Genomic DNA, 26,345 nt, shown 5'->3' with positions numbered 1-26,345 from the left:
GTTACTCCTCGGAAGCCTCGAGCTCTCTGAACGCACTCAACGCCAGTCGTTTGGCTATGGCTCCCCGTGTCGTCCAGTGGTGGGCATAATCGAGCATATCGTCGTAGATGTCCGGTTTGCAGCCCGCGGCCTTGGGATGGCCACCGCCACCGAGCGTTGCCGCCACTTCGTGACAGCGTTCGAAATTATCTGTACCGCGCAGGCTCACCGGACCGCTTGGTTTGACCACTACGGCCGCATCAGCCCCCTGTTCGCGGAGCCCTTCGGCGACTTCGTTCTGCGAACAGCGCCCATAGGTCACGCCCACGGTGACAGTTCCGGTGCCGACGGACAGTTCGTGGAGCTCGGCGCGCTCGATCGCTTTGTCGATCAAGCGTTCTTTTTCGATCCGGCGCTCGGTGATGTACTCCGCCACCGCATCCGGAAACGAAACGCCATGACGGCGCACCGTTGCGACGTAGAGCTCCGGCGGCGTCCAGTTTGCAAAATCCGCAAGATCGTCGCTTCGAGAATCTTCTTTGAGCCAGAGGTCGTGATCTCGCGTGAGGGCTGCCAGCTCTGCAAATGATGGTTCGAACGAGGTTTCGAGACTCCGGAGTGTAACGTCAGTCGAGCACTCCTCGTCCGACTCGCCGAGCACGAGATTCACGCCCGCCGCCTCGACCTGTGTAACGTACGAAGGGTCCCACTGGTGGTGGTCAAACCAGGAAACCTGGCTCGCGTGCTCGACGAGTTCCTCAAGGGGTTCGATGTCGGAGTCGCGATCGGGCGCGAGATCGCAGATATATACGGCCACGTCCGCCGGCGCGTGCTCAATGATCTGCTCTTGGGACTCGGTGAGGCTGTGTGGTGCTCCTGGAATCAGTGCCACCTCGTGGTCGGGAAGTTCCTCGGTATCCATCTCCGGGCTGATTTCATCCGGAATTGGATCGTCGTACTGGGTGCGGATCAACGCCGCACAACCCAGTCCGTCGGCGTCACTGTCAGCTATGACGACGGCACTGGCCGCTTCGAGCGCGGCCACACGTTCCGGAGAGAGCTCGTCATCATCGTCGTCAGGAGTGAAAAAACCGGTGCCGGGAAGCACGGATTTGCGCTCCAGCCCCAAGGAATCAGCATCGATAAGCGACTCGTCCATATCCACACGAGGGGGGTGTCACCAATGAAGGTCGTGGTTCGGGTACTCAGTTCGCCCGTCCACGGACCGTCAACACCGGAATTGGGGAATCAGCAACGACCGCTTCGGTCACACTACCGAGATTGTACTCGTAGGGGCCATCACGACCGCGGACGCCCATCACGATGAGATCTGCAGCCGTCGTCATGGCGTACTCGATGATCGTCTCTGCTGTTGGACCGCTACGCACTGCCCTGGTGATCGGATGGTCGACATCACCCGTCAGCGCCAGCAGTGTCGACTGCGCAGTTGCTCTGGCCCTGTGATCTCCTTGTGCCACCACGGAGACGACATGGAGGCTGCTCTCGAAGCGAGTGGCCAGATCGATCGCCGATTCGAGTGCCCGCTCGGTCGGCTCACTGCCGTCGGTTGCGACCACCACCGTCTCGAACATGGCGGGAGGTTGTGGCGGCGTGGCCAAATACTCCGTGGGTTTTTCCGCTCGCTCACGGTACGGTCGGTATGGAGATCGATACGGTGCTGGTCGCGCTCGCGGACGATATCGACACCGAGCGCGTCGTCGATCACGGGGTTGGGTTAGCGCAGGGCTACGACGCGACGCTCCATCTGTTGCTCATCGTTGATCACGGCCGCACGGATCCCGAGGCAGTCGGAAACGCGCTACTCGAGCGGGCACACGACTGCATCGACGAGAGCGCAATCGACACCACTCACTCGTTGATGTATGGCTTTTCTACCGAACAGCTCCGCCTGCACCCCGGAAGCGTCGTGCTCGACGTGCGATCGGATATCGGTGCAGATCTCGTCGTGGTGCCCCGCGTCAGGGCTCCCGCCGTGCTCGGTGAGGTCGCCGACTACGTCGTTCGATACGCGTCAACGCCCGTCGTCACTGTCTAGCACTGAGTCGAAGCGACATCTCGAACTCGAAGCCATCTGCGTCCGTGGGCTCGAATCCAACGTTTCGGTAGAGCGCACGCGCCGCGGCGTTCCACCGCTCAACGGAGAGCCACACCCGTTCGACACCACGGTCCTGACCGGCACCGAGCAGACAGTATATCAGCCGCGTTCCGATACCGGACTGCTGGTAGGCTCGCAGCACGAAAATGGCCAGCTCGTACGCGTCGTTCCCATCCGGAACGAGCGTGGCATGGCCGATAACGCCACCGTCGTAGGTGGCATAGACGTTAACCGCGTCGTCGATGAGTATCCGATCGAGCCACTCGCGAATCCGTGATTCGTTCGTCGGCGGGATTCCCTGTGCACGATCGGCCGGTTCGAACGCCAGATACATCGTGACGAACGGATCGATTGGCCCGCCGTCGTACGTCTGGATCTCGATTTGTCGATTCTCGGCGTCCGTAAAGACTACCGGCGGTGGATCGAACGGGCCGGCTGGCGTATCGGGGTAGATCCGGGTCATCGTATCAGTGTGACCGTCATCGTGGCGTTCAACAGGACGAACTCGGTGAGTGCAGCAAGCTGAATCTTTCCCAGGGGACTCCGCCGGCCGCCGTCGATAACCAGTCGGTCGAATCCCTCGCGTTCGGCTAGCTCAACCAGTTCACTCCCCGGATGCCCAGAGAGCGAGGTCACCGTCGCGCCGAGCTCGTTTGCATCGACGTACGCCGTCACTGCCGTCTCGAGTTCGTCGATCGACGCCTCGTCTGTGGGGGTAACCACCGCAACAGTGAGTGAATCGCCGTCCGAGAGCCGCTGGCACGCCCCAGAGAGCACCGGCGCAACCCGGTCAGACTGATCGATCCCTACCAGGATCCTCATTACTGGTGGCTCGCCCGCGCTCACCAAAAGCCTCTCGCCATCACGCTTTTTCGTCTCTCCCGAGTCACCCACTGTATGGACGACGACGGACGGATCGACGAGAAGACGCCAGGGAAGCCAGCCAGCAATTCCAGCGACCCCAGTCCCGATACGGGGACACAAGCGACGCTCAACGCACCGACAGCGGACCACGAGGATCCGAACGACGGTGAAGTAGACGACACCAAACCGAACGACGACGGATCAATTGACGAGAAAGCGAATGACGATGAGGACGCGCTCTCGGAGGAGATTGCCCAGTACGATCGATTCAAGAAGATCGATGGGAGTCAGTACGACCGGGCGAACGAGTTCCTTCGCGATCGAACATATATTACCGCGCGTGAGTGGGCGATTGCCCGGCTCTGTTCGGATTTCCGGACTGAAACCGGCGTGGAGATGACGAAGATCGGCGAGAATCTCCCCGAACTCGTGCCGTTTATGGAAGACACGTACACACCGCAGGCGGTCAATCAGGCGCGCGCCGCGTTCGAAGAGAAGATCAGAACGGCCGGTGCGACGTTTCTCTATGGGGCGATGTGTGATTTCTTCACGGCCGAGGAGCTCGACGACATCATGTACGAATCGACGGAAGTGGCGAAGTTCTTACTCGAGGTTGAAGGGGTGGATCTCACCGTCGAACAGGAGCTCGAAGCCGAAGCGCGAATCTCGGAGATTATGCGAGAAGTCAGAGCAGCGAGCGCAGAGCTCAGAAGCGAGGAACTAACGGACGACGACGCGGACGACGATGACGACGATCAGGCCGATTGATCCGCGCGGTCGGTGAGCTCCTCGGGAAACAGCGGATCGGGGTCGTGATATTCGATGGTGACTGCGCGATCGTTCGTCAGCGGTCGAATCCTGGTAACGAGCCCATCAGTGGTCGTTTGGGCCAGCGATCGTGCCACAGAAGCGTCGAAATACAGCGGACAACAGACCGCCAGTTCGTTCTCGCTGTCGAACGTCACCGAGAGAACGAATCGTGTGCCGCCGTGGGTGGCCCCGAACAGTTCGGTGTCGTCGAACGCCGCACCCTCGACCGCCGTTTCGAGCTGTGCAAACTCGTTGTCGGGAACGACAACGTCGAAGCCTGCCGGCTCATCCGTCGAGCCGGTGACGTCTCCGGGGTGGAGTTCGATCACCGTCCAGCCGGCCGCCCGATACTCGTTCGCCGTGGCCTCCATGTCGTCAATGACAGCCGTCCAGTGGTCCGTGACGGCCTCATCTGCGGTGTCCATACCCGCCACAACGGATCGACACGCAAAGTGATTGCCCCTCGCGGTCGTCAGGGACGCGGTGAAAAATACCGGGCGAGTGCGCCCTCGAACTCCGGGAGAAGAGCTGTCGTTGCCGGTCCAACGAGCAGTTCGTACTCCGATTTGAGCGTCCGTTTGACGGCCGCGCCGAGCTTTATTGAGAACAGTTTCGCTTCGATCAGCGCGTCGATAGTCTGGATTTCTCGGGGGCGTTCTGCCACGTACCGGTTGCCGTCAATAAACGGACCGTAGGCGTCGCTGTCAGCGTATTTCTCAACAAAATCCGCAGCATGCGAGCCGACATCCACGGGTGGGCCAGTGTGTCGCTCGATCGCCGGGAGCGTCGCGCGTTCACATTCTACGAAGAGCACGGCGGTTTCGTCAGCGAATGTGGTCGCACGAATCGGCTCGAAGCCATGGCGCTCAAGTGCTGCGTGGAGTCCTTCGAGTGATCGCTCAAGTTGTGGATAGAGCTGGTCGTCCACGATCGACGGTGCGTCGAACCGGAGTGCCACCGGGATCGTTCCGCGGCGCTCGATATGTGCGCTGTACGCCGCTGTTGTCAGCGGTTCGGGCTCGGCGGGATCGAACCGATCGACGCTCGGGTCAGATACGAGCGCTCGGGTGTGATGAATCAGTCTGGCTACGTTCGTGGTCGAACAGACCGACGCGACGTTTCTCGTGGGATCGGTCGGGTCGATCACTACCAGCGGATCGTCGAACGTCTCGGTGCCGTGCGATTCGGGATCGAGCGCCACCGGTAGTTTCCAGTCTGCGACCGCTTGACAGAAGGCCTCGAAGCCACCGTACTCGATGACGAGCAACTCGGTGCAGTAGCCCGAGAGCCCTTTCGTCCGGAGATCGCTCCCATACACGCCGATTGCTTTACAGAATCCCTTTGCGAGTCGCACCTCACCAGCGAGCTCGGAATCAAGACGCTCACTGACGTAGGCATTGTGGAACGGAGTGCGATCGACGGCAGACTGGATTTCAGTCGCGGACTCGACCGCAAAGCAGGGGACCACATCGACCGCAAAGCCGTCGTACTCGCCGGTAACGTAGGGATGTTCGGCGTACTCCTCGCGGCCATCCGGAAGCACCGACCAGCCAACGGCCAGCCCGTGCGTTTCGAGTGCAGATCGTGAGAGAGCGGGTGGGAATCGGACGAACACGTCGATATCGCGGTCGCCGCTGGTCCAGGTTTCTCTCGCCGTCGAGCCAACCTGTACGACATCAGCCGACACTGGAAGCTCAGAAACGCCGCGGCGGGCGCGCGCTCGCAACGCATCCGCCGCCTGCTCCAAGCGGGCACGCTCGTCTGGATCGGGATCGAAGCGGTCGCGAACCCGATCGATTACCGCCCCGAACTGATCGCTCATAGCGATCGAACGCTCCTGTCGTGGGTAAGGATATCGGAGTGGAAAACGAAAGGAATTTCAAGGGACTGCGAGTACCTTCGGGTGCAGTTACGGGCCGCCATAGCTCAGCTGGTAGAGCACCTCGCTGTTAACGAGGTTGTCCCAGGTTCAAGCCCTGGTGGTGGCGCTCATTCTGTCATTTTCATCACCACGCGCGCTCGAGAACCGTCTCGATCTCTGATTGTGAGAGTTCTAGTCCGGGGGGCGTGTTCGCGATGAGTCCGTCAGTGGCGATTGTGGCTGCGACGGCCGAAAGATCCGCACGGTCCATATCATCGATCGAACGGAGGTCTTGTGCAAGGCCGAGTGCGTCCCGAAGCTCGGTGACGGCATTGACGACCGCCGTGGCATCATCGTCAGACACGTTCGCGACGCCGAGTGCGCGGGCCAGTGCTGTTCTGTTTCCATCGATGCGTTCGAACACCGCCTCAAGGACGTGCGGTGCGACGATTCCGTGTGCTTCTCCCTGTTGGATGTCGAAACCGCGATTGACGCCGTGGCCAAACGCATGGATGACCGACAGCGTCGATCCATCCGCGCGCGAGACGCCATACTGGACCAGTATTGTGCCGACGATTGCGTCGTGGAGGGTGTCGTCGTCGCGTTTTCCAGACCCTAGCGCGGGAAGTCCCCGTGAGAGTAGTTCCAGTCCGTGGGCTGCGGTGGCGTCGGTGATTGGCGTGCTGGCTGGCGAATAGAGCGATTCGATCCCTTTATCGAAGCCGTTCATCGCAGACGCATACAGAACCGTCGAGGGCGTCGTTTCGATGAGCGCCGGATCGTAACAGAGCGCATCCGGCATGAGCCGGGCGTCGTAGCATCCACCCCGGATCACCCCATCTTCTGTCTGTGCGTTGATTCCCGCTCCCATCGAGCAGTCCGCGCCGGCAAGCGTCGTTGGAATCACGATCAGGGGGAGCTGTGGTTGTGCGTTCACCGAGAGCGTCTGGTTCCGTTCGAACGCCTCGCGGATCGTCTCCGGGTCGCGGTCGTCAGCCGAGAGCGCGCGGATCGCCGTAGCCACATCGAGACTGCTGCCCCCTCCCAGACTCACGATCGCGTCGGCTTCTCTGGTGCGGGCGAGAGCGCGGCCATCGAGAACAGTTTTAAGGCGCTTTTGTGGCGTTGTTTCATCGAACACGGGCCCGATACGATCTGCGCCGCCATCGAGTACCGGATCGATGACCGCCTCGGTGGTGCCAACAGTCTGGCCGGTGACGAGCAGGGCGTTCGTGGCGTCCTGTTGGGCGAGTTCGTCGCCGAGGGTCTCGACACAGCCACGGCCGTATCGGATGGCCCCCGGCGCGTACTCGAATCTGAACGCGTCAGTCGACATACCAGGATGTTAGTGGGCAATCACCAAAGCCCTCTGCCCGCCGTCGCGCGCGATTCAGTCCGCCCAGACGCCGTCGTCGAGATCGATCGAGCCGGTGAGTTTGCCGACGAGCGTCGAGACGGCGAGATCGCCGGTGACGTTGTTCATCGTTGCGATGCGGCCCAGAATCGGATCGACCGCAGCCACAAAGCCGACGACAGTCAGCGGGAGGCCTGCCTGCTGGAGCACGATCGTCAGCATGATCAGTCCGGCACCGGGGACGCCAGCCGTACCGATCGAGACGAGCACGGTAATCAACAGGATAGCTGCCTGATCGCCCAGCGCCAGTGGCTGGCCAACAACGTTGGCGGCGAAGACCACCGTCACGGCCTGTCGGATCGCCGCGCCGTCCATGTTCGCGGTCGAGCCAAGCGGGAGCGCAAAGCCGTACACCCGTTCGTCGATTCGGAGCTGTTCTTCTGCGTCGGTCATCGTCACTGGCAGCGTTGCGCTTGAGGAACGGATCGAGAACGCGGTCGTCATCGCGTTTTTCGCCCCGCGGAGGAACGCGATCGGTGACTCACCGATGAGACCCAGCACGATCACGAACAGGTAGGTGACGACGATGTGGACGCCGATGGCGAGTGCAACCACACCAACCAGCGATCCCAGTGCCAGGATTGCTCCAACGTCGCGGCCGGCGAGTTCGGCGGCGACAAGCGCGAACACACCGATGACGCCGAACTCCATCACACCCCACACCAGGGTGAACATTGCTTCCATTCCCGCCTGTGCGATCGCAAACACCGTGCTTGCGCCTGCTTCGACCGTATCATCGTCAGTTCGGTCCAGGACGAGCGCGAGTGCAATGCCAAAGACGATCACGAAAAAGATAATCGAGATGAGGTTTCCTTCGGCCAGCGCGGTGATCGGATTGGTCGGAACGATTCCCAGCAGTACCTCTTTGATCGTGGGAGCCTCGGCTGATTTCGCCGCCCCACCGGTGAACTGGACGCCACGACCTGGCTGGAGGAGATTCGCCAGCCCGAGTCCAATGATTCCGGCAATCGTGGTGGTGATAGCGTAAAATCCGACGACGTACACGCCAACGCGACCCATCTGTGCGGGCGAGAGTCGCCGAACGCCAGCCAACAGGCTGAACACCACCACCGGAACGACGATCATCTCCAACAACCGCAAGAAGAGATCGCCGATCGGCGCGAGGCGCTCGGCTGGGGGCCCAACAACGAACGCGACAATCACGCCGAGTAAGAACGCCACCGCCAACCGATACACGATCGGGACGGACCGATACCGCGAGAAGAGCCGTCCCAGAGATCCATTTGTCGCTGTCATCCACGGGCCTACAGTTCGGAGAGATATGGATGTGTTGGACGCTGACACCGGTGATCAGTTACGCCACGTGTGGTGGACATCTTATTGTAAACTACCCCTAGCTCAAAGAATGAGCACGTCAGCGCGAGCGGGTAGACAGGGATTCATTTATATTCATTCCATATGAATTATACACAAACACAAAATATTAGCCCGCCATCTTCCCGTTCGAAACGCCACTTATCGATCCGTTCCATCCCTTTACCTCACTATTGAGCACGCTGTTTTCGAAATACACGAGCTCCGAATCATACGTGCGATCGGTGTATTCGACAAAGAGCTGCAACGATGAGCTGTTGCTGGCGAGCGACCGATAGGCCTCGCCATCCACGAAGACGAGCAGTCGATCGTTGGTGAGCTGGACGCGCTCAGCGGAGATGACACCCGACGTTCGGTTCTGAATCCGCGCCGTCGATTCGTTGACGGCCGTTACGCTCTCGGGAACCGAAAACTGCAGTGGGACGACGCCACGCGGTGCACCGCGTTGTTGTCCAGGCGCGATTTCGCGGTCAACGCGGCGAATTCGATCCTCGGTGGGTGGATCGATGGTTCCCATCGAGGCGATGTACTCGGCGACGGCCGTCCCGTAGAGCGTGTAGTCGTGGGCCACCGTCGGCTGCGTGCTGAGATCGTCCCAGCCGGCCATGTAGGAGTTAACCGTCACAGTGTAGGTCGCGTCCGGATCGATCGGCTCACCACCGACGGTCACATCACGAATCCGATTGGAAACGTTCGCATGCGCGATATACTCATAGCGAATGCCACTGACCTGCAGTGATGGCTCCTGGCCGTACCGTTTGCCATCGGGTGAATCGAGCGTGACGAGTTGGCTTTCAAGCAGTGACCGGAGCTCCGTTCCAGTCAACTCTTTCGTGACGAGCGTGTTCCCGAATGGAAGCGACGTGTACACGTCATCGTACGTGATCGGCCCAGGCTCCATCACGAAATCGCCACGAATACCGCCTGCGTTCGTTACTGCCACGTCAGCACCCGTCCGATTACGGAACGCATCGGTGATGAGATTCCCCCAGGCGGTCTCGTCGTGATAGTTGGCCGTGAACGTCGAATCGAGACGCCCGGTCGTCGTGCCGATCGTCTCGTCCAGCTGGCGGGACCGAGCGTCTGCAACGAGCTGGCGAACAGTATCGTTCATCGGCGCGTCCGTCCCACCAACATTGAGCAATTGACCGTCCTGCATCGACACCGACCCGTCTGCTCCGACCGTGAGATTGACCTCGGCGAGATGCTCACCGCGGGCCTCTGCTTCCATTATCACCGTCCCGGACGTTTCTTGTGGCGCATACTCGATCTCATCGTCTCCCGTGACGATCACGTCGATGTGCTCGGACGCACGCGCGAGTTCCTTCGATTCGGGAACGCCAATATGCGCCGCCCCAATCACCACGTCCACGTCGTGCTGGGTTTTGAGCTGGCGCGCGAGTGAATCACCCCGCTCGGTGAACGACTCGATGCTGTATCCCGCTTCGTCGAAATCAACGGCCGTCTTCGGGTCAATCGCCCCATCGACCACCCCCACCACACCAATCCGCACGCCGTCGCGCTCGACGATGGTGTAGTTCTCCGTCCCATCGACGGATTCACCCGACGAATCATGGACGTTCGATAGCAACCACGGGAACGAAGAGGCGTTCGCAAACGAAGACACCGCACCAAAACCATAATCCAGATCGTGGTTTCCGATTACCTCCGCCGCGGGATCGATGGCGTTCAACACCGCCACCGGAACCGTCCAGTTGCTCACCGGCGACAGCGAACTCGGACTCACCTCGTCACCACCGCCGACAACCACCGTCGGATTCGAGTGCACAGCACGGCGTTCCTCAATTGCACCCACTAGCGCCCCCATCGCCGACGGATCCGACATCGCCGTCTGGATGTCATTGTAGGAAATAACGGTCACTGTGGTCGTGTCCGTCGATGATGCTTGAGTTGGCATAGCAGTCGACGCACCTATCGGTTGCACCACCACCAGCAACGCGATCAGAACGGGTACTGTCGTACGTGTCAATCGTGCTTGCTTCACAACAATGCGTTCGACAGCAGGGAACCTCCGTAGCAGTTGGTATGGGAGATCCGAATGAGAATATATCTCACTGTTCGATAGCCGAACCTTCGATGGAGGATGATTCTCCAGACCTCAGAATCACAAAAACATAGTTACGTAGTAAACATATTTACAATCATATCATAAAGATAGCCAACTATTTTAGATTTATTTATCAGATAGACGCACAAACACCAGGTAAGAATGGTGCGGAATATCGATGATCTCGCTGATGATCGGACACAGAATCTAAAATCAGCCGGAGAGAAATTCCACGATTCGTTTCTCATCGACCGCCCGAAAACGGAGTGGGCCACCTACATCGACGAGATCGCGAAGGATCTGAGTGCGAACATTCAGATCAGTGATCTGAATCTATCGAAGACGAACTTCGGTCGGGAGCTGGGACCTTACTACCGTCGCGGCGTGAAAACGACGACTGGAACCCACACCGACGTTCCGTCGGTACTCGAGAACGTCTCTGACCGGACGATTGGCGGACTGGTGTATGAGTTGAACGATCTTAGCTATCGATTGACGACAGCGAATCTCGATATTGCGGACGTGCAGACGGCAACGGGAGCAGTGATCGAAAAGTTGCTCCTGAAACACGGGGGGAGATCGCTCACGGTCACCGGAGGGACGGTTGCAGATGTCACTACACGGCTGTTTGGAGACGATGGGGTGATATCGGTCATCGATCGAATCGTTGACGGGATCGACCTGAGCGACACTGCGGAGTTGCGCGCTCTGATTGACGAACCCCAGATGATGGTGCCGTTGTGGGATCACCAGCGGACGGCACTCGCGGCGTGGTGTGAAAACGATGGGCGTGGCTACGTTGATATGGCAACCGCCACTGGAAAAACCGTCCTTGGGCTCGGAACGATTGCGCTTGCCTACGGCGAACTCCATCCCACAGACCAGACTGCAGACAGCCTGCAGGTGGATATTGAGGGAACCGACGTACTGGTCGTTGCCCACAATGAGCTGTTGCTTGAGCAGTGGCGACGGCTGTTTGCAACACATTTGAACGTCCCTCTGGAACGGATCGCAGCCAACGACGCCACTCTCGCGTGGGGAACAATCCACTTTCGGACGCCACAGGGACTGCTTGATTCCCCACGGAGCGACGACGACATCGTTTTGCTCGATGAGGCACACCACTACGCAACGACCAGTGGCTGGGGGTCGCTGCTTGAGTCGTTCTCTGGAAACGTACTCGCGCTGTCTGGATCAGTCGGGACGGCTGGGGACGACAGCAACGCGCTCACAACCCGGCTGTCTGATGGAGTCGGACCAGAACTCGGGCGCTACACCGTCGCGGAAGCCAGAGCCGACGGCATCATCCCTTCGTTCGACTGGGAAGTGCAGTATGCGCCGTACGAACTCGTCGGAACGTCGCTCGAGACGCTGACCGACCGCGTCACATCGGCGTTCAAGACGGTCCAATCGACGCTTGAACGCGAAGATATTGATGGAACACCAGACACACCGTTGCGCACGTTCGACGACGTTCGACAGTTCTCACACACGAACGCTGGTAACGAGTTGAAACGAAACGACGAGACGTTTCGCAATCTCGTAACGGGACTGTTTTCTCGACAGACCAAGCGGTGGAATCTCACCCCCTCGTTGGATGCGATCGTCGATCTCGTCGTCGAACACGCAGACTCCGAAAATGTCGTCGTGCTCGCCGACAGCAACGCCGGAGTCGAGGCGCTCGAAACGCGGCTACAGGACGTGCTTTCAGATCCCGAATCGGTCTTTCTTGTGACGAGCGCACAATCCGGCGACGAACAGCGAACGGTGATCGATGCGTTCGATACGCCAGCTTCCAATAACGTCCTGCTCGGCACCGGTGATCTCCTCGGCGAGGGAATCGACATGCAACACGCATCGGTCGCGATCAACATGGCGACGGGAGGCGTTAACCCGGCGCTCGTCCAGCGGATCGGCCGCGTACTCCGAAACCCCGCCGATACCACAAAGCACGCGACATTCTACAACGTGGTTGGCGTCCCACCAACGCGTGAAGCTGCCGTTCCGAGAGAGGACGGGAAGCGTCTCATCGAACACGCAGCCGCTTTCTGTGCGCTCGGCGACCGGTTCGAACGCCTGCCTGGTTTTTCGATGGCAGACGGACTCGATCCCGATCTGTTCGAGTCGCTCCTTACCGATGGCAGTGCGTTTATCGACCTGCTCGAACGAGATCCGGCCGCTTCATGGGAAGTGACCCCCGATCGGCGTGCTCATCTCAGTGCCTTCAAAAAAGCGTGTGAGACTGACACCGCTGATGCGACCGCGATGCTCGGCGCATGGACGGAGTACACCTGGCAACACGACGGGCGTGACACGACAGACACGACGAACGATGGCGAAACGGCGATCGAGGGGCCAATTCCGAACGCGCTCGAAGCGACTGCCGTCCCACAGCAAATCATCCAGCGCGTCACAGGGACAATCGAAGAGGAAATTAGAGCGCTCAAGCAGGTCGTTGCAGACCACCCACCCGACGAGATCGAGACACCACAAGATCAAGGAAATCCATTGCAGGAACTCCACGAGGAGGCGCTAACGATCATTGCAGATGCAATCGATGACGACCCTGCAAAGTTGCTCACGAGAGAGGTAATCATCGACCACGCAGCCCAGACGGCACCACGGGTTGCAGAGTTCTTCGAGAACGTGAACACAGAGACACCCACCGAACCGGAGCCACCGGACGCACAGCCAGCTGACGACCAGCCGACAGCTACAGACGACCAAGCGCGCAGTCCACTCGCCGAGCATTATGAATGCTTCCGGCTCTTTCAGACTGCAGTACAGTACGTCGTGACACATCGTGGACTTCAGGAAGAAGACACCCAGTCACAGCCAATCGTGGCGTGGCAGTCCGACCTCGAAGCGCTCGTCTACGGTGATGGCCTCGACGGAGCCACAACTGGCTACGGCGACCAGCAGCGTGATCGGACTGATTTTACGATCTCCTCGTATCGAGAACTGTTCGGCGACGGCAACAACGTAACCGAGTTTCAGTGCATCGACACGGTCCCACTCACCGAAGACGACCTGGCTGGGATCGACACGGCACAGCTACCTGCCAGTCCGGTCCGCCCGATTGCGCCGGAATCGAGCGAACCGTTGCCGATCACTGTCGATACAGCCGACGAACTCGCGGCTGCTAGATCGCTGCTTGCAGAGTTTCCCAGCGAACCGGCCGTCGATGTGGCGTCCGAAACCGAACCACCGACGAATGAGGATACAACCGAGCGGTTCTGGGACGAAGCGGTCACACCAATCTCCGAGGTCACACCAAACCGTCCCCAATCGGCACCCGATACAGGCGACGACGCAGTTACTGCACTCATTGAGGAAGCCCAATCGCAACTGCTCGACCTCTCTCGGCGAAACGATCTGATCTCGTTTGAGCCCTCAGATACGCAGCTAGTGTTCGAGGACGCGAGGCCAATTCCGGTCGCGAGGGCGCTCGAATCGGACGGTGAGCTGTGGATAGGCAACTCGACAACCGAAACGGGCGATGGGAGCTCTGATGTAATCGTAGACGCAGCGCACTCAAGCGGGCTGATAGATGAGAACGTGGCTCGCGCGTTGCCAACGATCGAACGCGCTACCAAACGACACCGTCGCGAACGCGGCGTCGAATCGCTCTATCTCGCACTTGGACAGCTATGCTGGGTCCCCAACGGGAACGCTACCGAGACACGGTCGCCGCTGTTTCTGGTGCCGGTTGATCTCTCTCGATCGGACTCACAGGAACACTCCACAGTCGAGTTCGTCATCGAAACCAGGGGTTGTGGACTCCAGTTGAACCCAGCGCTCCGAAAGAAGCTGGCCACAACCCACGACGTGGAGTTGCCAACAGACGAGGCGCTTTCGCTTTCTGTGATCGACGCGGCGTTCGAATCCGTCTTTCAGGCACTGTCCAGTGTCACTGACGTCTCGATCGAGCCGACCGTCGTGTTGGGCTGTTTTGACTCCTCGAAATTCAGCCTCTACACCGATCTCGAGCGCAATCGAGCGCTGATCGCGGACAATCCGGTCGTGCAGGCGTTGGCCGGAAACCAATCGCCCCTGCTTTCGGCCCATGAATCGATCGATCCGCCCGCAGTAGCCGAACTCGACGACACAGTCGATCCTGCTGATACGTTTCAGGTGCTCGATGCTGATTCGAGCCAGCAGGCCGCAATCGAGGCCGCAAAGCGCGGGACGAATTTCGTCCTCCAGGGTCCTCCTGGCACTGGAAAATCTCAGACGATCGCCAACATCATCGCCGAGAAGCTCGCTGCTGGCGAGCGCGTGCTGTTCGTGAGCGAAAAACAGGCTGCGCTCGATGTGGTAAAACGCCGGCTCGAGGAAGTGGGACTCGATCAGTTCTGTCTCGAAGTCCACGGCAAGCGAGCGAACAGAGAGCAAGTGCTCGAAACGCTCGAAGCGGCGCTCACCACCGCCAAAGCGGAGCCCAAAGTGGACCGAGAGAGCGCAATCGAGCGGCTTAGCGAGCACCGAGCGGCGATCAACGCGTACGGCGATCAGCTGGGATTTGCTCCAGAAGGGTGGGATCTGACCGTCTATGAGGTGTTTGGCATTCGCTCCGGTCGATCTTCGGCCCCACGAATCGACATTGGTGACGTCGAGCCGCTGGCAGTTTCACAATCAGCCGTGACGACGGCGATCGACGCGCTCGCCACGCTGGCACGATACGACGAGGAGATCGAACGCTATGAGACGAATCCGTGGCGACACACGCGGCTGACAGAATGGGGTGTCGAAACCGGGACAAAGGCCCAGCGCGCGCTCGAAACGCTCAGTGAGACGATCAAGGAGATGGATGCCGTACGCGAATCGATAGCGGCGGCGATCGGTCTGGAGGTAGAAACCGTCGATACGCTCAGAACGGTCGACGATTTGCTCGCCCATCTCGACGATCGACCACAGCTCCCCTGGCGGGACACGCTGTTCGATGAGGCATTCGTCACCGACGGATCACGACTCAAGGCGCTTGCGACGCTCGAACGGGCGCGAAAGAGCCAGACCAGAGAGCTCGAAGCAAACTACCGGCGGAGCTTTTTCGCACTGGATGGTATCGAACTCACCGACGAACTGGCGGCATTCGGCAGCCTTCGGTCCGTTAACCCCACGTACCGATCACTAAAGCGAACGATCACGAATCATGCGCGCGATGGGTACGAACCGGATCACGAACAGCTTCTCGACGATACGCGACAGCTTGCAGAGATCCAGCGAATCGAAGCCGAGCGCGAGGAATATCGCGACGTGATCGATCGGCTGGGGCCACTCTATGCAGGAGCAGATACGGACTGGGAAACGCTCATCCAGGCCCAGCAGTGGATCGCTGGGCTAGAGGCGTTCGATGACGAGCTGATCGTCCCCGTTCGAGACCGGCTGTTCGACGATCGACTCGCCGATGTGAAAACCATCCGCCAGCGGACCGACGAACTGCTCAAGCGGTTCGAAACGGCATACGCAACGTTCGATACAATGATGGATACGAGCGAGATCCGAATTGACGGCGAGAAAATACACAACGCACCGTTCTCTTCGGTCCAGTCATATTTCGAGGGGCGTCGCGATGACGTACCAGCACTCCAACAGCGCATCACGTTCGAAGCACAACTCGAAACGGTCCGCGAGACGGTGTGTGCCGACTACGTCGATCGGTTCCTTGAGGGATCCTACGATCCTGACGAGCTCGTTCGGGCATTCGAAAAGGGATTTTACACCGACTGGCTGCATGGCGTGTACGAGCAGACCGATCTCGGCGGATTCAGCGTTGCCGAACTCGAACGGTACATCGAGTCGTTCAGAGCACTCGACACCGAACAGCTTGAGCTAGCACGTGCGGCGATCCGAAGGCGCGTGAGAGACCGCCAGCCAACGTTCGACGAACGACACACACCCGGAGAAGAAGAGGTGATTCTCCGTCAACAGATCGATCAGCAGAGTGAGCCACTGCGTTCGCTGTTCGACGCGGCAGGATCGTTCATCACGACGCTAACGCCGTGTTTCATGATGAGTCCGCTGTCTGTCGCACAGTACTGTCCGTCGTCGTCGATCAAATTCGATACGGTCATCTTCGATGAGGCGTCACAGATCAAGCCACACGATGCGGTGAGTAGCATTGCTCGTGCCGAGCAGGCGATCATCGTTGGCGACCGGAAGCAGCTTCCACCGACATCGTTTTTCACGGCCGAGAGCGCGACCGACGATGCGGTGCGCGAGGACAGCCCCAGCATTCTAGAGGAGGCCACAACGGTTCTTCCGGAGCGAACGCTCCGTTGGCACTACCGGAGTAACGCAGAGGAGCTCATCGCCTTCTCGAACGAGCAGTTCTACGACGGTCGGCTGCAGACGTTCCCGGAGAATGAGCCGACGGATTCGACCGGCGTTACCTTCGAGTATGTCGAGGATGGGGTGTATGATCGCGGCGGCACGCGCCAGAATCGTCCCGAGGCGGTTCGTGTCGTCGATTGTATCGAAGCCCACGCACAAACGCGACCCGAAGCAAGTCTCGGCGTGGTCGCGTTCAGCAGCGCACAACAGCGGGCAATTCAGGATGAGCTCGATCGCCGGCGTGCGTCGAACAGCACGCTCGATTCGTTCGTCGCCAGTGACGACGTGCTCAACGAGTTTTTCATCAAGAATCTCGAGGTCGTTCAGGGTGATGAGCGCGATCGTCTCCTGTTTAGCGTCGGCTATGGACCAGACAAAAACGGCCAGCTATCGATGAATTTTGGCCCGCTCAATGAAGCTGGTGGGGAACGGCGGCTCAACGTGGCAATTACCCGGGCAAAATCGCAGGTCACCGTCGTCAGTTCGATCCTGCCCGAGGAAATCGATTGTTCACGGACAGACAGCAAGGGTGTCGAGCTGTTTAAGCGGTATCTGACGTACGCTCGCGAGGAAAGCGAAAATGGTGGCCTCAAGCATACTGACGGCGACAGTACCGATCTGTTCGTGGCGTCCGTCGAGACAGCGCTCAAAAACGAGGGCTACACCGTGGTTCGACCAGCTGATCGCACTGGCTACAGCGTTGATCTGGCTATTGTGCACCCAGAACGGCCGGGATCGTACGTGCTCGGCATCGAATGCGACGGCGTGGCGTATCGCCACTCCAATACCGCCCGAGACCGGGATCGATTGCGCCGTGAAGTGCTAGAGGAACTGGGCTGGACGGTCCACCGTGTGTGGTCGCCGAACTGGACGACCAACCGCGAACTGGCGCTTGACCGGCTCACCACCGCTATCGACGAGGCGATCGAGTCGTCGTAGGGCACCCGGTTCGAGCAAACTCCATCTGGACGCACGCGCTATATGGACGTTTTAATCCTCTCAAGACTCATGGAAAGATACAGACAGTTGTCAGCAGAGTGATTCGCGATGAGGACGCATTGAATCTGGCGAAGCGATTTAACGGGTGGTTTGTCAATCAATGTCATGATGATCCGCCCACGCGTAGAGAAATTGAAATGCGGGATCGAGTTCCTCTGCCATACGCGTCGGTTCGTACTCAACGTGGGGCGGGATCTCGTCATAGGACCGCCGGGTAATGAGTCCCGCATCGCCGAATTCCTTCAATCGTTGAGAAAGGACCTTCGGGGACGCACCTGTAGCAGCTTCGATTTCGTTGAAACGGAGCGCATCATGTTCGCAAAAGAGATGAAAGAGGATATCCATAGCGTATGCCTTCGTGAGCAGTTCAAGGAGGTCGCTCACTGTTACATGCAGCTCCTCAGGCGTCTGGTCGATGGGAGGCACACCGTCGAGAAGGTGAAAATACTGGGTAACAACATCCGCAGAGCTGTGTTCCTGCGAGCGAGCGCCCCCCTGATCGGGTGTTGGCGAGGAAGAATCGTCCTCGTCTGATTCTACCATGTGTGACAGTACGAATGATGGTTGTATATAGCCGCGGACGGAAGCGCCGAATTGGCAACCCGCTTACCTCCACGAAAGTCACTTTCAAAGCAGAAATTTGACATTATTTCCCGCTGCCAGTCGAAGAACGTTCCAGGATATGAGCCAACGTACTCCACCAAACATCCTCGTTACGGGCGCAAGCGACGCCACTGGCTGGGAGGTCCTTGAGCGGCTCCGGGAGATGATCGTTTCAAAACGGACGGCAACGGTAGCTCGACATCATGGAGAGGATCCATGGCTGGACTGATCGGACAGTCGGACCTGTTCCTCATTGGGTTATTTGCCACGTCAACCGTCCTGATTGGGCTCATGGCCGGTCTCTTCTTCGCCTACTCGGTGAGCGTGGTGCTGGCCCTCAACACGCTCGGGGAGTCGACATACACGCGAGTGATGCAGTCAGTCAACGAGAAGATTCTGAACCCAGCATTTGGAATCGCCTTCGGTGGTGCGATCGTCGTCCCGGCCATCGGTACGCTTGTAGTATTCGTCGGTGGACACTGGATGCTACTGCACGGCCAGTTGTTCATCGTAGCGTCACTCGTCTACCTGGTCGGGACTGTCGGCGTCACGTCGAGTATGCATATTCCGATGAACGACGCCATCGAAGCGTGGTCCGTCGAGTCGCCCCCAAACGACTGGCGGTCTATCCGATCGCGGTGGACACGATGGAATCACGTTCGAACGGTGGCTGCCGTCGTCTCATTCGTGTTGTCGCTCGTTGCGACGGTATCGATCGCGTGAGTGAAAATCATAGGCAATGGACGCGATAGTCGTTCGATTGATGCATTATTCGACACTCGAACGGCTGGTTCCCGGCGCAATCCACCTATCTTCGATCACGTCGTAGGGTGCTTTTGGTGGGCTAAGAGCACATAACTGATCTTCGGGGGAATTCTGGCGAAGCGGGCGCATCATGGGATTCTCCTGAACCAAACAACTCTCAAAGAGTAGTGTGAGACAACGCTCCTCGCTTACGAGGAGCGATAATACCCTCTCCGTCAGTCTCGACTCGTGATCACGCGACGAGTTCGATTCGCATCAAGTCCGAACAGCAGTCCAGCCAGAAACAGCAGTTCATTGCTCTGGTAGTATTGTGAGACGATGAAATCGATGATTTCGACGTTCGGAGTTGTGATGCCGAACACGACGAGCAACAACGCCCCTACTGCGGCGATTCCCGCAAACTCCCTAATGATAATGCCAGAAACCAGGCCGACAAGAAAGATCACGATTGCTGTGAGCAAACTCATCGCTATTGCCTCCCTGACGGTTGTCCACACCGCCAAGCAGCGTATCGCCCACAGACCGCACAGTGATTGCAATCCGGCCCAAAACACAGGGATAGCGTGACTGGCATACATCGATTATTCTTTCCAGAAATATAAACATTGCAATGATAGTAAATGGAGCGTAATTCGTGTTTGACATCCCAACAAGTAAAGTAATAGGGGATACGAAGACAAGTATGTCGCTGGATATTTCGGACACGTTGAGCCAAGGAATCGATCACACCTTTTCCGATGCTGGAGCCAAGCTTATCGGATTAGTTGCAATTCTAACATTTATCACATCACAGATCGGGGCAGGAATCGCAGTCTGGGCAGTCAAGCAGCAAGATACCTACACGCCCGCGATGGAATCAGCAATGGTCGAACCATTGTTTGGCGCGATTCATCCTCTTACTGGACTCCTCTTCATACTCCTACTCGGAGTTGTAGGACTGATGGTAAACATGGGAGGATACCGAGCGTTCATTTCCGATGGACCAGATCAACTCGATAGTGATGACTTCACGGACAATTTTGCGTGGATATTGGTGAATATGTTTATTGGAGGGTTAATCACCAGTATTTTGATTTTTGTGGGCTTCATTTTGCTTATCATTCCAGGATTTTTCCTGATGGTTTCACTATTGTTCTTCCCAGTGTTCGTGATCGTTGAGGGCGAAAACGCCATCGAAGCACTCAAATCGAGCTGGGGGCTCGCATCCGGAAATCGGATTCCGTTGTTCATAATCGGCGTACTAATCACCATTGTCTTTGTTATCCTCGGATCTATCAGTTCGCTCTTTGGTATGGGACTTATCGGTCAGATTATATCAGCCCTCATCGGTGCGCTCCAAGGAGTGCTCCAGATAGCATTGATCGCGGCGGCATTCGAACTGCTCATTGCAGAGAGTGAAACGATCGAAGCGACGGTCTGACTCATCATCGCTGGCGTTGAAAACTGACGACGGATCCTGATTCGATGCCCCAGCAGGACAGCTCATGGCGGAAACAAAATAACGAGTTAAGAGCACCCATCTTTGAATGTCGTTCCAATTTTATTCTCCCGAGTGCTTAATATACATAGCAGAGTGCATTCAACTAGATGGTTGAACGCCAGTCAGATGATCTGGATTTTATCGTGAGTGGTTCGACGCTTGGACACCCAATCGATCGAGAACCAGCCTGCCAGTTCGTCGCTGGTCAGCAGAGCTCCAGCGAGCTGGCCATCCATCTGGAGACAGTAAAGCGATGACAACTCCTGACGCAGACGACACAACCGAGATCGAAACGAGCGAACGATCACTCACAATCCGTCGAACGTTCGATGCCTCCCGCGAGCGGGTCTGGAGGGCGTTCACCGATGCTGATGAGCTCGAACAGTGGTTCGTCCCCGAGGGGATGGAGGCGACAGTCCACGCGAACGAACTCGAAGCGGGCGGTGCGATGGCAATCACCTGGACCGACGGCGAGCACACCATCGAAAACGACGGAGTGTACACAGAAGTCGTCGACTACGAACGGCTCGGCACCCGCGAAGAAATTGAAGATGGTGAGCTCCGGCTCACCTACGAATTTAGTGACGCCGGAAACGGAGCTGTCGTGGTCCTCACACAGGAGTTTCCCGAGCCGCTACCGGACGGTGTAGTCGAGGGCTGGACGAAGATGCTCGACACGCTCGAGGAACGCCTTTAGGGAACTACGATTTTTACGAATCGTTCGGAGATTTCTCGGAGCTGTACCGAACGAGACCAACCAACGGCCACACCACATCAGCTGTTCTGATCACTGGGTTGGTCGACACGACGAGATCAACGAGGCAGGTCTGGTGATCAGATATACCTTCGTTCCGGACACCAACAATGAACCAGGAGTCATGTTTGGACTCGCTACTCGTGAGTCCTCGATACATGCCAGACGGTGGATATACAGCGGTAACATACCTCGAACACACTCCAGCAAAGGTGTATCACCCGATGATATACAACCGACATTATTAATACAGTTAGAATACATGTGATGATTGAGAGCATTCTCGTGCGATAGCATCGAGACGCTGTGGGGTGAATGCGACCTGCTGTGTCTCTGCGCGCACGCGATTGCTGAGATCGTGGCCGTCGAGCTGGAGTGATACTTCCACAGGTGTAGCGCGGGTTCAAATCCCGCACCACTCTGGCGATTTTCCGGCCACACTCTCATTTCCGATGTGCACCAGATGATAGTATGGAGTTTAACGCACCAAAACAGACGATAGCCGAGGCCACGCGGACCACCAACCACGAGGGGGGTGAGGCGTTCGCGCCCGTCGATCCACGACTCGCGCTGTATAAGCGGACGGTCAACCAGTTGCTGGAGGGTTCGTTCTACGAAGCTGATGACGAACAGCTCACGGCGCTCGTCCGTCGGTTCGACGCGGTGGCGGACACAGATCCCGAATTCATCCTCCGACTCGCGGCGTTTGCGCGCCAGGAGTGCTATCTACGCGAAATCCCACAGGTGTTGCTCGTGCTGGCGGCCAATGATGAGCGGTTCAAGGACAATTCCTCCGAATCGCTCATCCGCGAGTGGGCATCAGCGATCATCCAGCGGCTGGACGAGACTGCCACTGCGCTCGCAGTTCACGACACGCTGTTCGGCGGGACGGCACCGTGGCCGCTCCGGCGCGGGATCGAGGACGTGCTCGTCGCACAAGCCGACGCCTACACGCTGGGTAAGTACACGCTCTCGCGCCGTGAGGTGACGCTCTTTGATGTGTTCAACCGCGTGCACCCAACGCCGATTGATGACGAGCAAGCGAGGCTGTTCGAGCGGTTCATGCGTGGGGATCTTGACGACTATCCCGGCGTCGAGCCGCTGGCGTCGCCCAACACCTGGGAGACCGTCATCTCCGAGCGCGGCAACACCCGAGCCGCATGGGAGCGGCTCATCGAGGACGAGACGTACTCTCTCCCGCTCTTTGCGTCGATTCGGAACCTCCGGAACATGCTCCAGGCGGGCGTCCCCGAGGAAACCATCGTTGACCACCTGGAGTTGGATGCGGTTCGCAACGCGCCGCTCTCGCCGTTTCGGTACTATCAGGCCTACGCCGCGCTGGCAGAGGACGGGATTCAGGCCCCAGAAATCGAGCGCTGGTTGGAGGCCGCGATCGATGTGGCCGTTGAAACCATTCCTGACGACCTTGACAACACGCTCGTCGCGGTAGATCTGTCCGGCTCGATGGATATGTTTCTCACCCAACACAGCACGCTAGGAATGAAAGAGATCGCCGCGTTGTTCGGTGCAATCCTGGCCGATGAGGGTGCCACCGTCGGTGGCTTTGGCGATGCGTTCCAGCGCATCCCCACACACGTGGACACGCCCGTGTTGCAGCGCCTGGACGCCATTCTCGGAATTGACGAGGAGGTTGGCACCGCCACGAACGGCTGGAAGGCGATCGAGCACCTGCGTGCGTCTGAGCACGTCGTCGATCGGATCATCATCATCACCGATATGCAGATCTGGGACAACACACCGTTCACCGAACGCGATGAGCACTCCGTCAAATCCCAGTTCGACGCCTATCGGGATGAACTCGCGCCCGATGCTGCGCTCTATCTGCTCGATATGGCGGCCTACGGCGACTTGATCACCCCAGAGGGCTATGAGAACGTCTTCAATATCTCTGGGTGGTCAGAGAACGTACTCGCGTTCATCAAGTGGGCTGAAAACCCCACCGCCACAATCAAGCAGATCGAGGCGTTCGAGCCGCAATGAACGCCACAACAATGCCCGATGCAACTGGTGGGATCCAGGCGGGTTCACGAACATGCGCGGTCCACACGAGCGACAACACTCATCAGAACGTTCGTATCTAGTCCTCAATCGCTCCAAGGGTGGCTGTAAGGGCGTCGCGGTACGAATCCCGGTCGTGTCCGATTCGCGAGAGCCACACCGCCTGATAGGAGGGATGTAAAATCGGAAGCACCGGATAGCCCAGCGTTGGACACTCAATCGGCTCCAACACCAACTTGAGGAAGCCATCAATCTGTCTGCCCTCGATTGCGAGCAGCGACTGGGTTGCGTGCTTGCCAGTGGCGACGACACACCGCGGTGTAACCTGTTCAATCTCTTCGCGGAGAAACGGCCGGCAGTTGTCGCGTTCGTGTTGTGTTGGCTCGCGATTCGAGCCGTCACCATCGCTCGGAAAACATTTGACGGCGTTCGTATAGTACGCATCGGGGTAACCGACGTCGGCCATGAGTTCGCGGATCAGCCGCCCAGAGTGACGCGCGGTGTAGGCCATCCCGGTCCAGTTGCCTCCCTGCCAGCGCTCAGCGTCGGGAGTACCCGCCCCGGGTGCTTCGCCCACCACGACGATCTCAGCATCGGGCGGCCCAACGCCCCACGAGATACAGGTGCGCGCGGCGGTGAGCTCTGGACACCGCTCGCACGAAACGGTGAGTGGATTCTGAAGGGATGAATCAGGAAACGCGGGCATAGAGCAGATTCGTAACAAATCACGGTGAATGTATCGGTCCAGCAGTCCCAAAGCCATCACAATCCAACGCCACACGCAAAACGAACATAGAGAGATGTCAGTCGTCTTTGACCAGCACCCGATTGGGAATCATCCCTAATGGGCACCACAACCGAGGACAACACAGCGTGTTCGGCGAGGGTCTACAAGACCAGCGTGCAAAGAGATCGGCTGAGTGTCACACGTTCGAATCGTGGAGACGTTCGCCGCTTGCATCGTGGGGTGAGCAACACCGAGACTGTCGTCACCGCTGGTCGTTGTACCAGGCGAGCGTTTCACCGTATCTGAGCCCAGCTGTCGGAGTCTCGATTGTGATTGCGGTGTCTGTCTCGTTCAAAAGCGGGATGAGTTCGTCGTAGTAATCGCGGCCAGTGTGGAACACGAGCCGCGATTCGTGGGTGAGTACCCCAATCTCACAAAGCTGCGTGAAGACGGTTTGTGCCCAGTTTCGTTTCCGTTGGATTGGAGCACCGGTCAATGTTTCATCGTACGGCTCGATACGGTCGCCAGTGGGTTCAAGGAGACCGTGTTTCGCCGAGAGGATATACCACGCCTCGTGGTTCGCCATAGCGAACTGGCGCGCTTTCCTGAACAGGGCTGATTCGTCGTACAGATCCTTCGGCCGGGCCGATCGGTCGCGCTTGTGCTTTGTGCAACTCACAAGACCAATTTCCATACCAAACGCTTGCGGGCTTGTGAAATAGCTCGTGAGGATCATCACCCAAATCGCATTAATACACGATCGTTTCCTGGGTAACCGACTGTTGTAACGCCCACTCGTTGGAGAGTACCTCTGTTTTCTTGTCTGTCCCACCGCGTGTGACGATACCGACGTGGCGCAGGAAATGCTTAAATTGGAAGTGAATCCCTGTTTTGTACACGTCTGGGTCGGTGAGCGTGGACACATCAAGCTCGCCGCCGGCGGTGAGGACGCCATCACGCCGGCCATGGGCGAAAAACACCTCAACGGTGAGCGCTCGATTGCGCTTGAACGCCTCTTGAACCACGTCGTCGATCGTTGCGGAGGTGACACCCCGCCCGTGGAGGCACTCAAGCGCTTCGACGATGAGTTGCGTTGGTTCGTACTGGATGGCAATCGAGCGCGAGAGTTGCGCCCAGTGTGAATTGAGCTCGGTGAACCGCTTTTGTCGCCCCTTCCACGACGCGAATTTCTCAAGCGCTTTCGCGACACTCCCTTCCTCTGCACGGGCGAAGCGAACGACTTCTGCGCCGAGGTGGGTAAGCGTCTCTCCCTCTGGGCCATCGTCGATGAGCCCGAGTAAGATTGCACCATGGCGGCCAGCAGAGGGATCATTGATCACGTGCCTGGAGTACATCTCGTTCGTCTCCTCAACAGCCACGTGCGCGAGCACATAGCCGAGGTAGTTTTTCGGGTGGTTCACCGGAAAGCTCGCGTCGGTGAGGTGATGGGGAGTCGCTTGAAATCTGATCGCATCGATCGTAGTGGAAAAGTCGCCGCCGCCGGTCACACGAGCCGGTTCAAGGAGGGTAGCCTCCGTAGGCTCCACCACACCAATTACACCGACGTTCAGCTCGCGCGCAAGCGACCGCTCGTAATCTGAGATACTCTGGATGGGCGCTGCGACGTATCCAAGGTTGACCTCCGAAAGATGACTGTGAGCCTGCGTAATGCCGGTGCCAACGTCTGCAGTGCTCGGGTCACTGTTATGGCCCTTTGCTTCAATCACGGTGACCGGAGTCGTTGTCGCCTCACTATTCAGCACATCGAGAGCCGGCATGCCGATGCCGAGAAGGTCCGGCTCACCCGCTGCGAGCTGGATGGTGTTGAACGGCGCGAGGCGACTGCGCACGGCTTCTGGAATCTCCCACCCACCCCACGTCCGGGTCGTGAACTGCGTTTCGGTGACTGCATACTGGTCCTGGCTGCGATCGAGATCCGGATAGAGGCACTCTTTGGCGGCAGCGAGAACGGTAGGTTCGGCAAGCATGACAGACATTTCTACTAATACGTTCAATACACATTCATTAACATAGGCATTCGGGGGTCATCCTTGGTGTAGAGCCACTCTGCTAGCCATCGTAACCACACATAAAAATCGGAAGCCAAGGGCCGGACTTGAACCTCAGTCACTCCATTCACTCCGTTCATTTCGTTCCCTGGCCCACCGTACCGGTGGACCGGCGTATAGTCGCCCTGCTGGCGACCGTATCATCACTG

Annotated in this window: 23 protein-coding genes and 1 tRNA gene; 10 read left to right on the top strand and 14 right to left on the bottom strand. The window is 58.3% G+C overall.

Features of this window, described 5'->3' with window-relative positions:
- Window position 1: 1 nt before the first annotated feature.
- Together JXQ78_RS09590 and JXQ78_RS09585 are read right to left on the bottom strand one after the other, a co-directional pair.
- A complete protein-coding gene (locus tag JXQ78_RS09590) occupies window positions 2-1,138 on the bottom strand; it encodes a DHH family phosphoesterase (RefSeq protein ID WP_330630539.1) in 1,137 nt (378 codons plus the stop codon).
- Window positions 1,139-1,184: 46 nt separating this feature from the next.
- Complete coding sequence (locus tag JXQ78_RS09585; RefSeq protein WP_330630538.1) at window positions 1,185-1,571, bottom strand: universal stress protein; 387 nt, start codon at window positions 1,569-1,571, stop codon at window positions 1,185-1,187.
- Between the two features lie 68 nt (window positions 1,572-1,639).
- On the opposite strand from JXQ78_RS09585, the gene JXQ78_RS09580 reads away from it, so the two are divergent.
- Window positions 1,640-2,035 (top strand): universal stress protein, encoded by a 396-nt coding sequence (locus JXQ78_RS09580; protein ID WP_330630537.1) that lies wholly within the window; start codon window positions 1,640-1,642, stop codon window positions 2,033-2,035.
- Here JXQ78_RS09580 and JXQ78_RS09575 read toward each other — a convergent pair.
- The gene (locus JXQ78_RS09575) at window positions 2,025-2,558 is read right to left on the bottom strand and encodes a GNAT family N-acetyltransferase (RefSeq protein ID WP_330630536.1); all 534 of its coding nucleotides are present in this window, start codon (window positions 2,556-2,558) and stop codon (window positions 2,025-2,027) included. The two genes, JXQ78_RS09580 and JXQ78_RS09575, sit on opposite strands and share 11 nt — an antisense overlap.
- Window positions 2,555-2,917, bottom strand: coding sequence for a universal stress protein (locus tag JXQ78_RS09570; RefSeq protein WP_330630535.1), 363 nt, complete (start codon window positions 2,915-2,917; stop codon window positions 2,555-2,557). Before JXQ78_RS09570 ends, JXQ78_RS09575 begins: the two co-directional genes overlap by 4 nt.
- A gap of 75 nt (window positions 2,918-2,992) precedes the next feature.
- On the opposite strand from JXQ78_RS09570, the gene JXQ78_RS09565 reads away from it, so the two are divergent.
- Window positions 2,993-3,727, top strand: a complete 735-nt coding sequence (locus tag JXQ78_RS09565; protein ID WP_330630534.1) for a DUF5806 family protein — start codon at window positions 2,993-2,995, stop codon at window positions 3,725-3,727.
- Here the strand turns inward: JXQ78_RS09565 and JXQ78_RS09560 are convergent.
- Window positions 3,715-4,194: a DUF7529 family protein gene (locus JXQ78_RS09560; RefSeq protein WP_330630533.1), complete on the bottom strand. Its 480-nt coding sequence runs from the start codon at window positions 4,192-4,194 to the stop codon at window positions 3,715-3,717. The two genes, JXQ78_RS09565 and JXQ78_RS09560, sit on opposite strands and share 13 nt — an antisense overlap.
- A gap of 47 nt (window positions 4,195-4,241) precedes the next feature.
- Complete coding sequence (cca, locus tag JXQ78_RS09555; RefSeq protein WP_330630532.1) at window positions 4,242-5,591, bottom strand: CCA tRNA nucleotidyltransferase; 1,350 nt, start codon at window positions 5,589-5,591, stop codon at window positions 4,242-4,244.
- A 93-nt stretch (window positions 5,592-5,684) separates the two neighbouring features.
- On the opposite strand from cca, the gene JXQ78_RS09550 reads away from it, so the two are divergent.
- Window positions 5,685-5,757 (top strand) — tRNA-Asn (locus JXQ78_RS09550).
- A gap of 18 nt (window positions 5,758-5,775) precedes the next feature.
- Here JXQ78_RS09550 and JXQ78_RS09545 read toward each other — a convergent pair.
- From JXQ78_RS09545 to JXQ78_RS09535, 3 genes are all read right to left on the bottom strand, one after another.
- Complete coding sequence (locus JXQ78_RS09545; protein WP_330630531.1) at window positions 5,776-6,966, bottom strand: iron-containing alcohol dehydrogenase family protein; 1,191 nt, start codon at window positions 6,964-6,966, stop codon at window positions 5,776-5,778.
- 54 nt (window positions 6,967-7,020) lie between these two features.
- Window positions 7,021-8,301, bottom strand: coding sequence for a dicarboxylate/amino acid:cation symporter (locus JXQ78_RS09540; RefSeq protein ID WP_330630530.1), 1,281 nt, complete (start codon window positions 8,299-8,301; stop codon window positions 7,021-7,023).
- A gap of 187 nt (window positions 8,302-8,488) precedes the next feature.
- The gene (locus JXQ78_RS09535) at window positions 8,489-10,297 is read right to left on the bottom strand and encodes a bifunctional metallophosphatase/5'-nucleotidase (protein ID WP_330630529.1); all 1,809 of its coding nucleotides are present in this window, start codon (window positions 10,295-10,297) and stop codon (window positions 8,489-8,491) included.
- Window positions 10,298-10,609: 312 nt separating this feature from the next.
- Here JXQ78_RS09535 and JXQ78_RS09530 point away from each other — a divergent pair, with 312 nt between their 5' ends.
- Window positions 10,610-17,719, top strand: coding sequence for a DUF4011 domain-containing protein (locus JXQ78_RS09530; protein WP_330630528.1), 7,110 nt, complete (start codon window positions 10,610-10,612; stop codon window positions 17,717-17,719).
- Between the two features lie 153 nt (window positions 17,720-17,872).
- Here the strand turns inward: JXQ78_RS09530 and JXQ78_RS09525 are convergent, their stop codons facing one another.
- A complete protein-coding gene (locus tag JXQ78_RS09525; protein WP_330630527.1) occupies window positions 17,873-18,322 on the bottom strand; it encodes a winged helix-turn-helix transcriptional regulator in 450 nt (149 codons plus the stop codon).
- Between the two features lie 139 nt (window positions 18,323-18,461).
- Between JXQ78_RS09525 and JXQ78_RS09520 the strand changes: the two genes are divergently transcribed.
- Together JXQ78_RS09520 and JXQ78_RS09515 are read left to right on the top strand one after the other, a co-directional pair.
- Complete coding sequence (locus JXQ78_RS09520) at window positions 18,462-18,611, top strand: hypothetical protein (RefSeq protein ID WP_330630526.1); 150 nt, start codon at window positions 18,462-18,464, stop codon at window positions 18,609-18,611.
- Window positions 18,599-19,105: an anthrone oxygenase family protein gene (locus tag JXQ78_RS09515; RefSeq protein ID WP_330630525.1), complete on the top strand. Its 507-nt coding sequence runs from the start codon at window positions 18,599-18,601 to the stop codon at window positions 19,103-19,105. Before JXQ78_RS09520 ends, JXQ78_RS09515 begins: the two co-directional genes overlap by 13 nt.
- A 257-nt stretch (window positions 19,106-19,362) precedes the next feature.
- On the opposite strand, the gene JXQ78_RS09510 is transcribed toward JXQ78_RS09515, so the two are convergent.
- On the bottom strand, window positions 19,363-19,614 hold the full coding sequence (locus tag JXQ78_RS09510) for a hypothetical protein (protein WP_330630524.1): 252 nt from the start codon (window positions 19,612-19,614) through the stop codon (window positions 19,363-19,365).
- 215 nt (window positions 19,615-19,829) lie between these two features.
- On the opposite strand from JXQ78_RS09510, the gene JXQ78_RS09505 reads away from it, so the two are divergent.
- The 4 genes from JXQ78_RS09505 (at window position 19,830) to JXQ78_RS09490 (ending at window position 23,382) form a co-directional block, all read left to right on the top strand.
- Window positions 19,830-20,567 (top strand): hypothetical protein, encoded by a 738-nt coding sequence (locus JXQ78_RS09505; RefSeq protein ID WP_330630523.1) that lies wholly within the window; start codon window positions 19,830-19,832, stop codon window positions 20,565-20,567.
- Between the two features lie 167 nt (window positions 20,568-20,734).
- On the top strand, window positions 20,735-20,884 hold the full coding sequence (locus tag JXQ78_RS09500) for a hypothetical protein (RefSeq protein WP_330630522.1): 150 nt from the start codon (window positions 20,735-20,737) through the stop codon (window positions 20,882-20,884).
- Window positions 20,881-21,324, top strand: a complete 444-nt coding sequence (locus tag JXQ78_RS09495) for an SRPBCC family protein (RefSeq protein WP_330630521.1) — start codon at window positions 20,881-20,883, stop codon at window positions 21,322-21,324. Before JXQ78_RS09500 ends, JXQ78_RS09495 begins: the two co-directional genes overlap by 4 nt.
- 528 nt (window positions 21,325-21,852) lie before the next feature.
- Window positions 21,853-23,382, top strand: a complete 1,530-nt coding sequence (locus JXQ78_RS09490; RefSeq protein ID WP_330630520.1) for a TROVE domain-containing protein — start codon at window positions 21,853-21,855, stop codon at window positions 23,380-23,382.
- 97 nt (window positions 23,383-23,479) lie between these two features.
- Here the strand turns inward: JXQ78_RS09490 and JXQ78_RS09485 are convergent, their stop codons facing one another.
- From JXQ78_RS09485 to JXQ78_RS09475, 3 genes are all read right to left on the bottom strand, one after another.
- On the bottom strand, window positions 23,480-24,106 hold the full coding sequence (locus JXQ78_RS09485) for a uracil-DNA glycosylase (protein ID WP_330630519.1): 627 nt from the start codon (window positions 24,104-24,106) through the stop codon (window positions 23,480-23,482).
- Between the two features lie 283 nt (window positions 24,107-24,389).
- Window positions 24,390-24,821: a DUF6884 domain-containing protein gene (locus tag JXQ78_RS09480; RefSeq protein ID WP_330630518.1), complete on the bottom strand. Its 432-nt coding sequence runs from the start codon at window positions 24,819-24,821 to the stop codon at window positions 24,390-24,392.
- A gap of 55 nt (window positions 24,822-24,876) precedes the next feature.
- Window positions 24,877-26,115: a hypothetical protein gene (locus JXQ78_RS09475; protein WP_330630517.1), complete on the bottom strand. Its 1,239-nt coding sequence runs from the start codon at window positions 26,113-26,115 to the stop codon at window positions 24,877-24,879.
- Window positions 26,116-26,345: the final 230 nt, after the last annotated feature.

It is taken from the genome of Halocatena halophila, assembly GCA_027563145.1.
Lineage (GTDB): Archaea > Halobacteriota > Halobacteria > Halobacteriales > Haloarculaceae > Halocatena > Halocatena halophila.
This window is presented reverse-complemented; position numbering and strand designations above follow the sequence as displayed.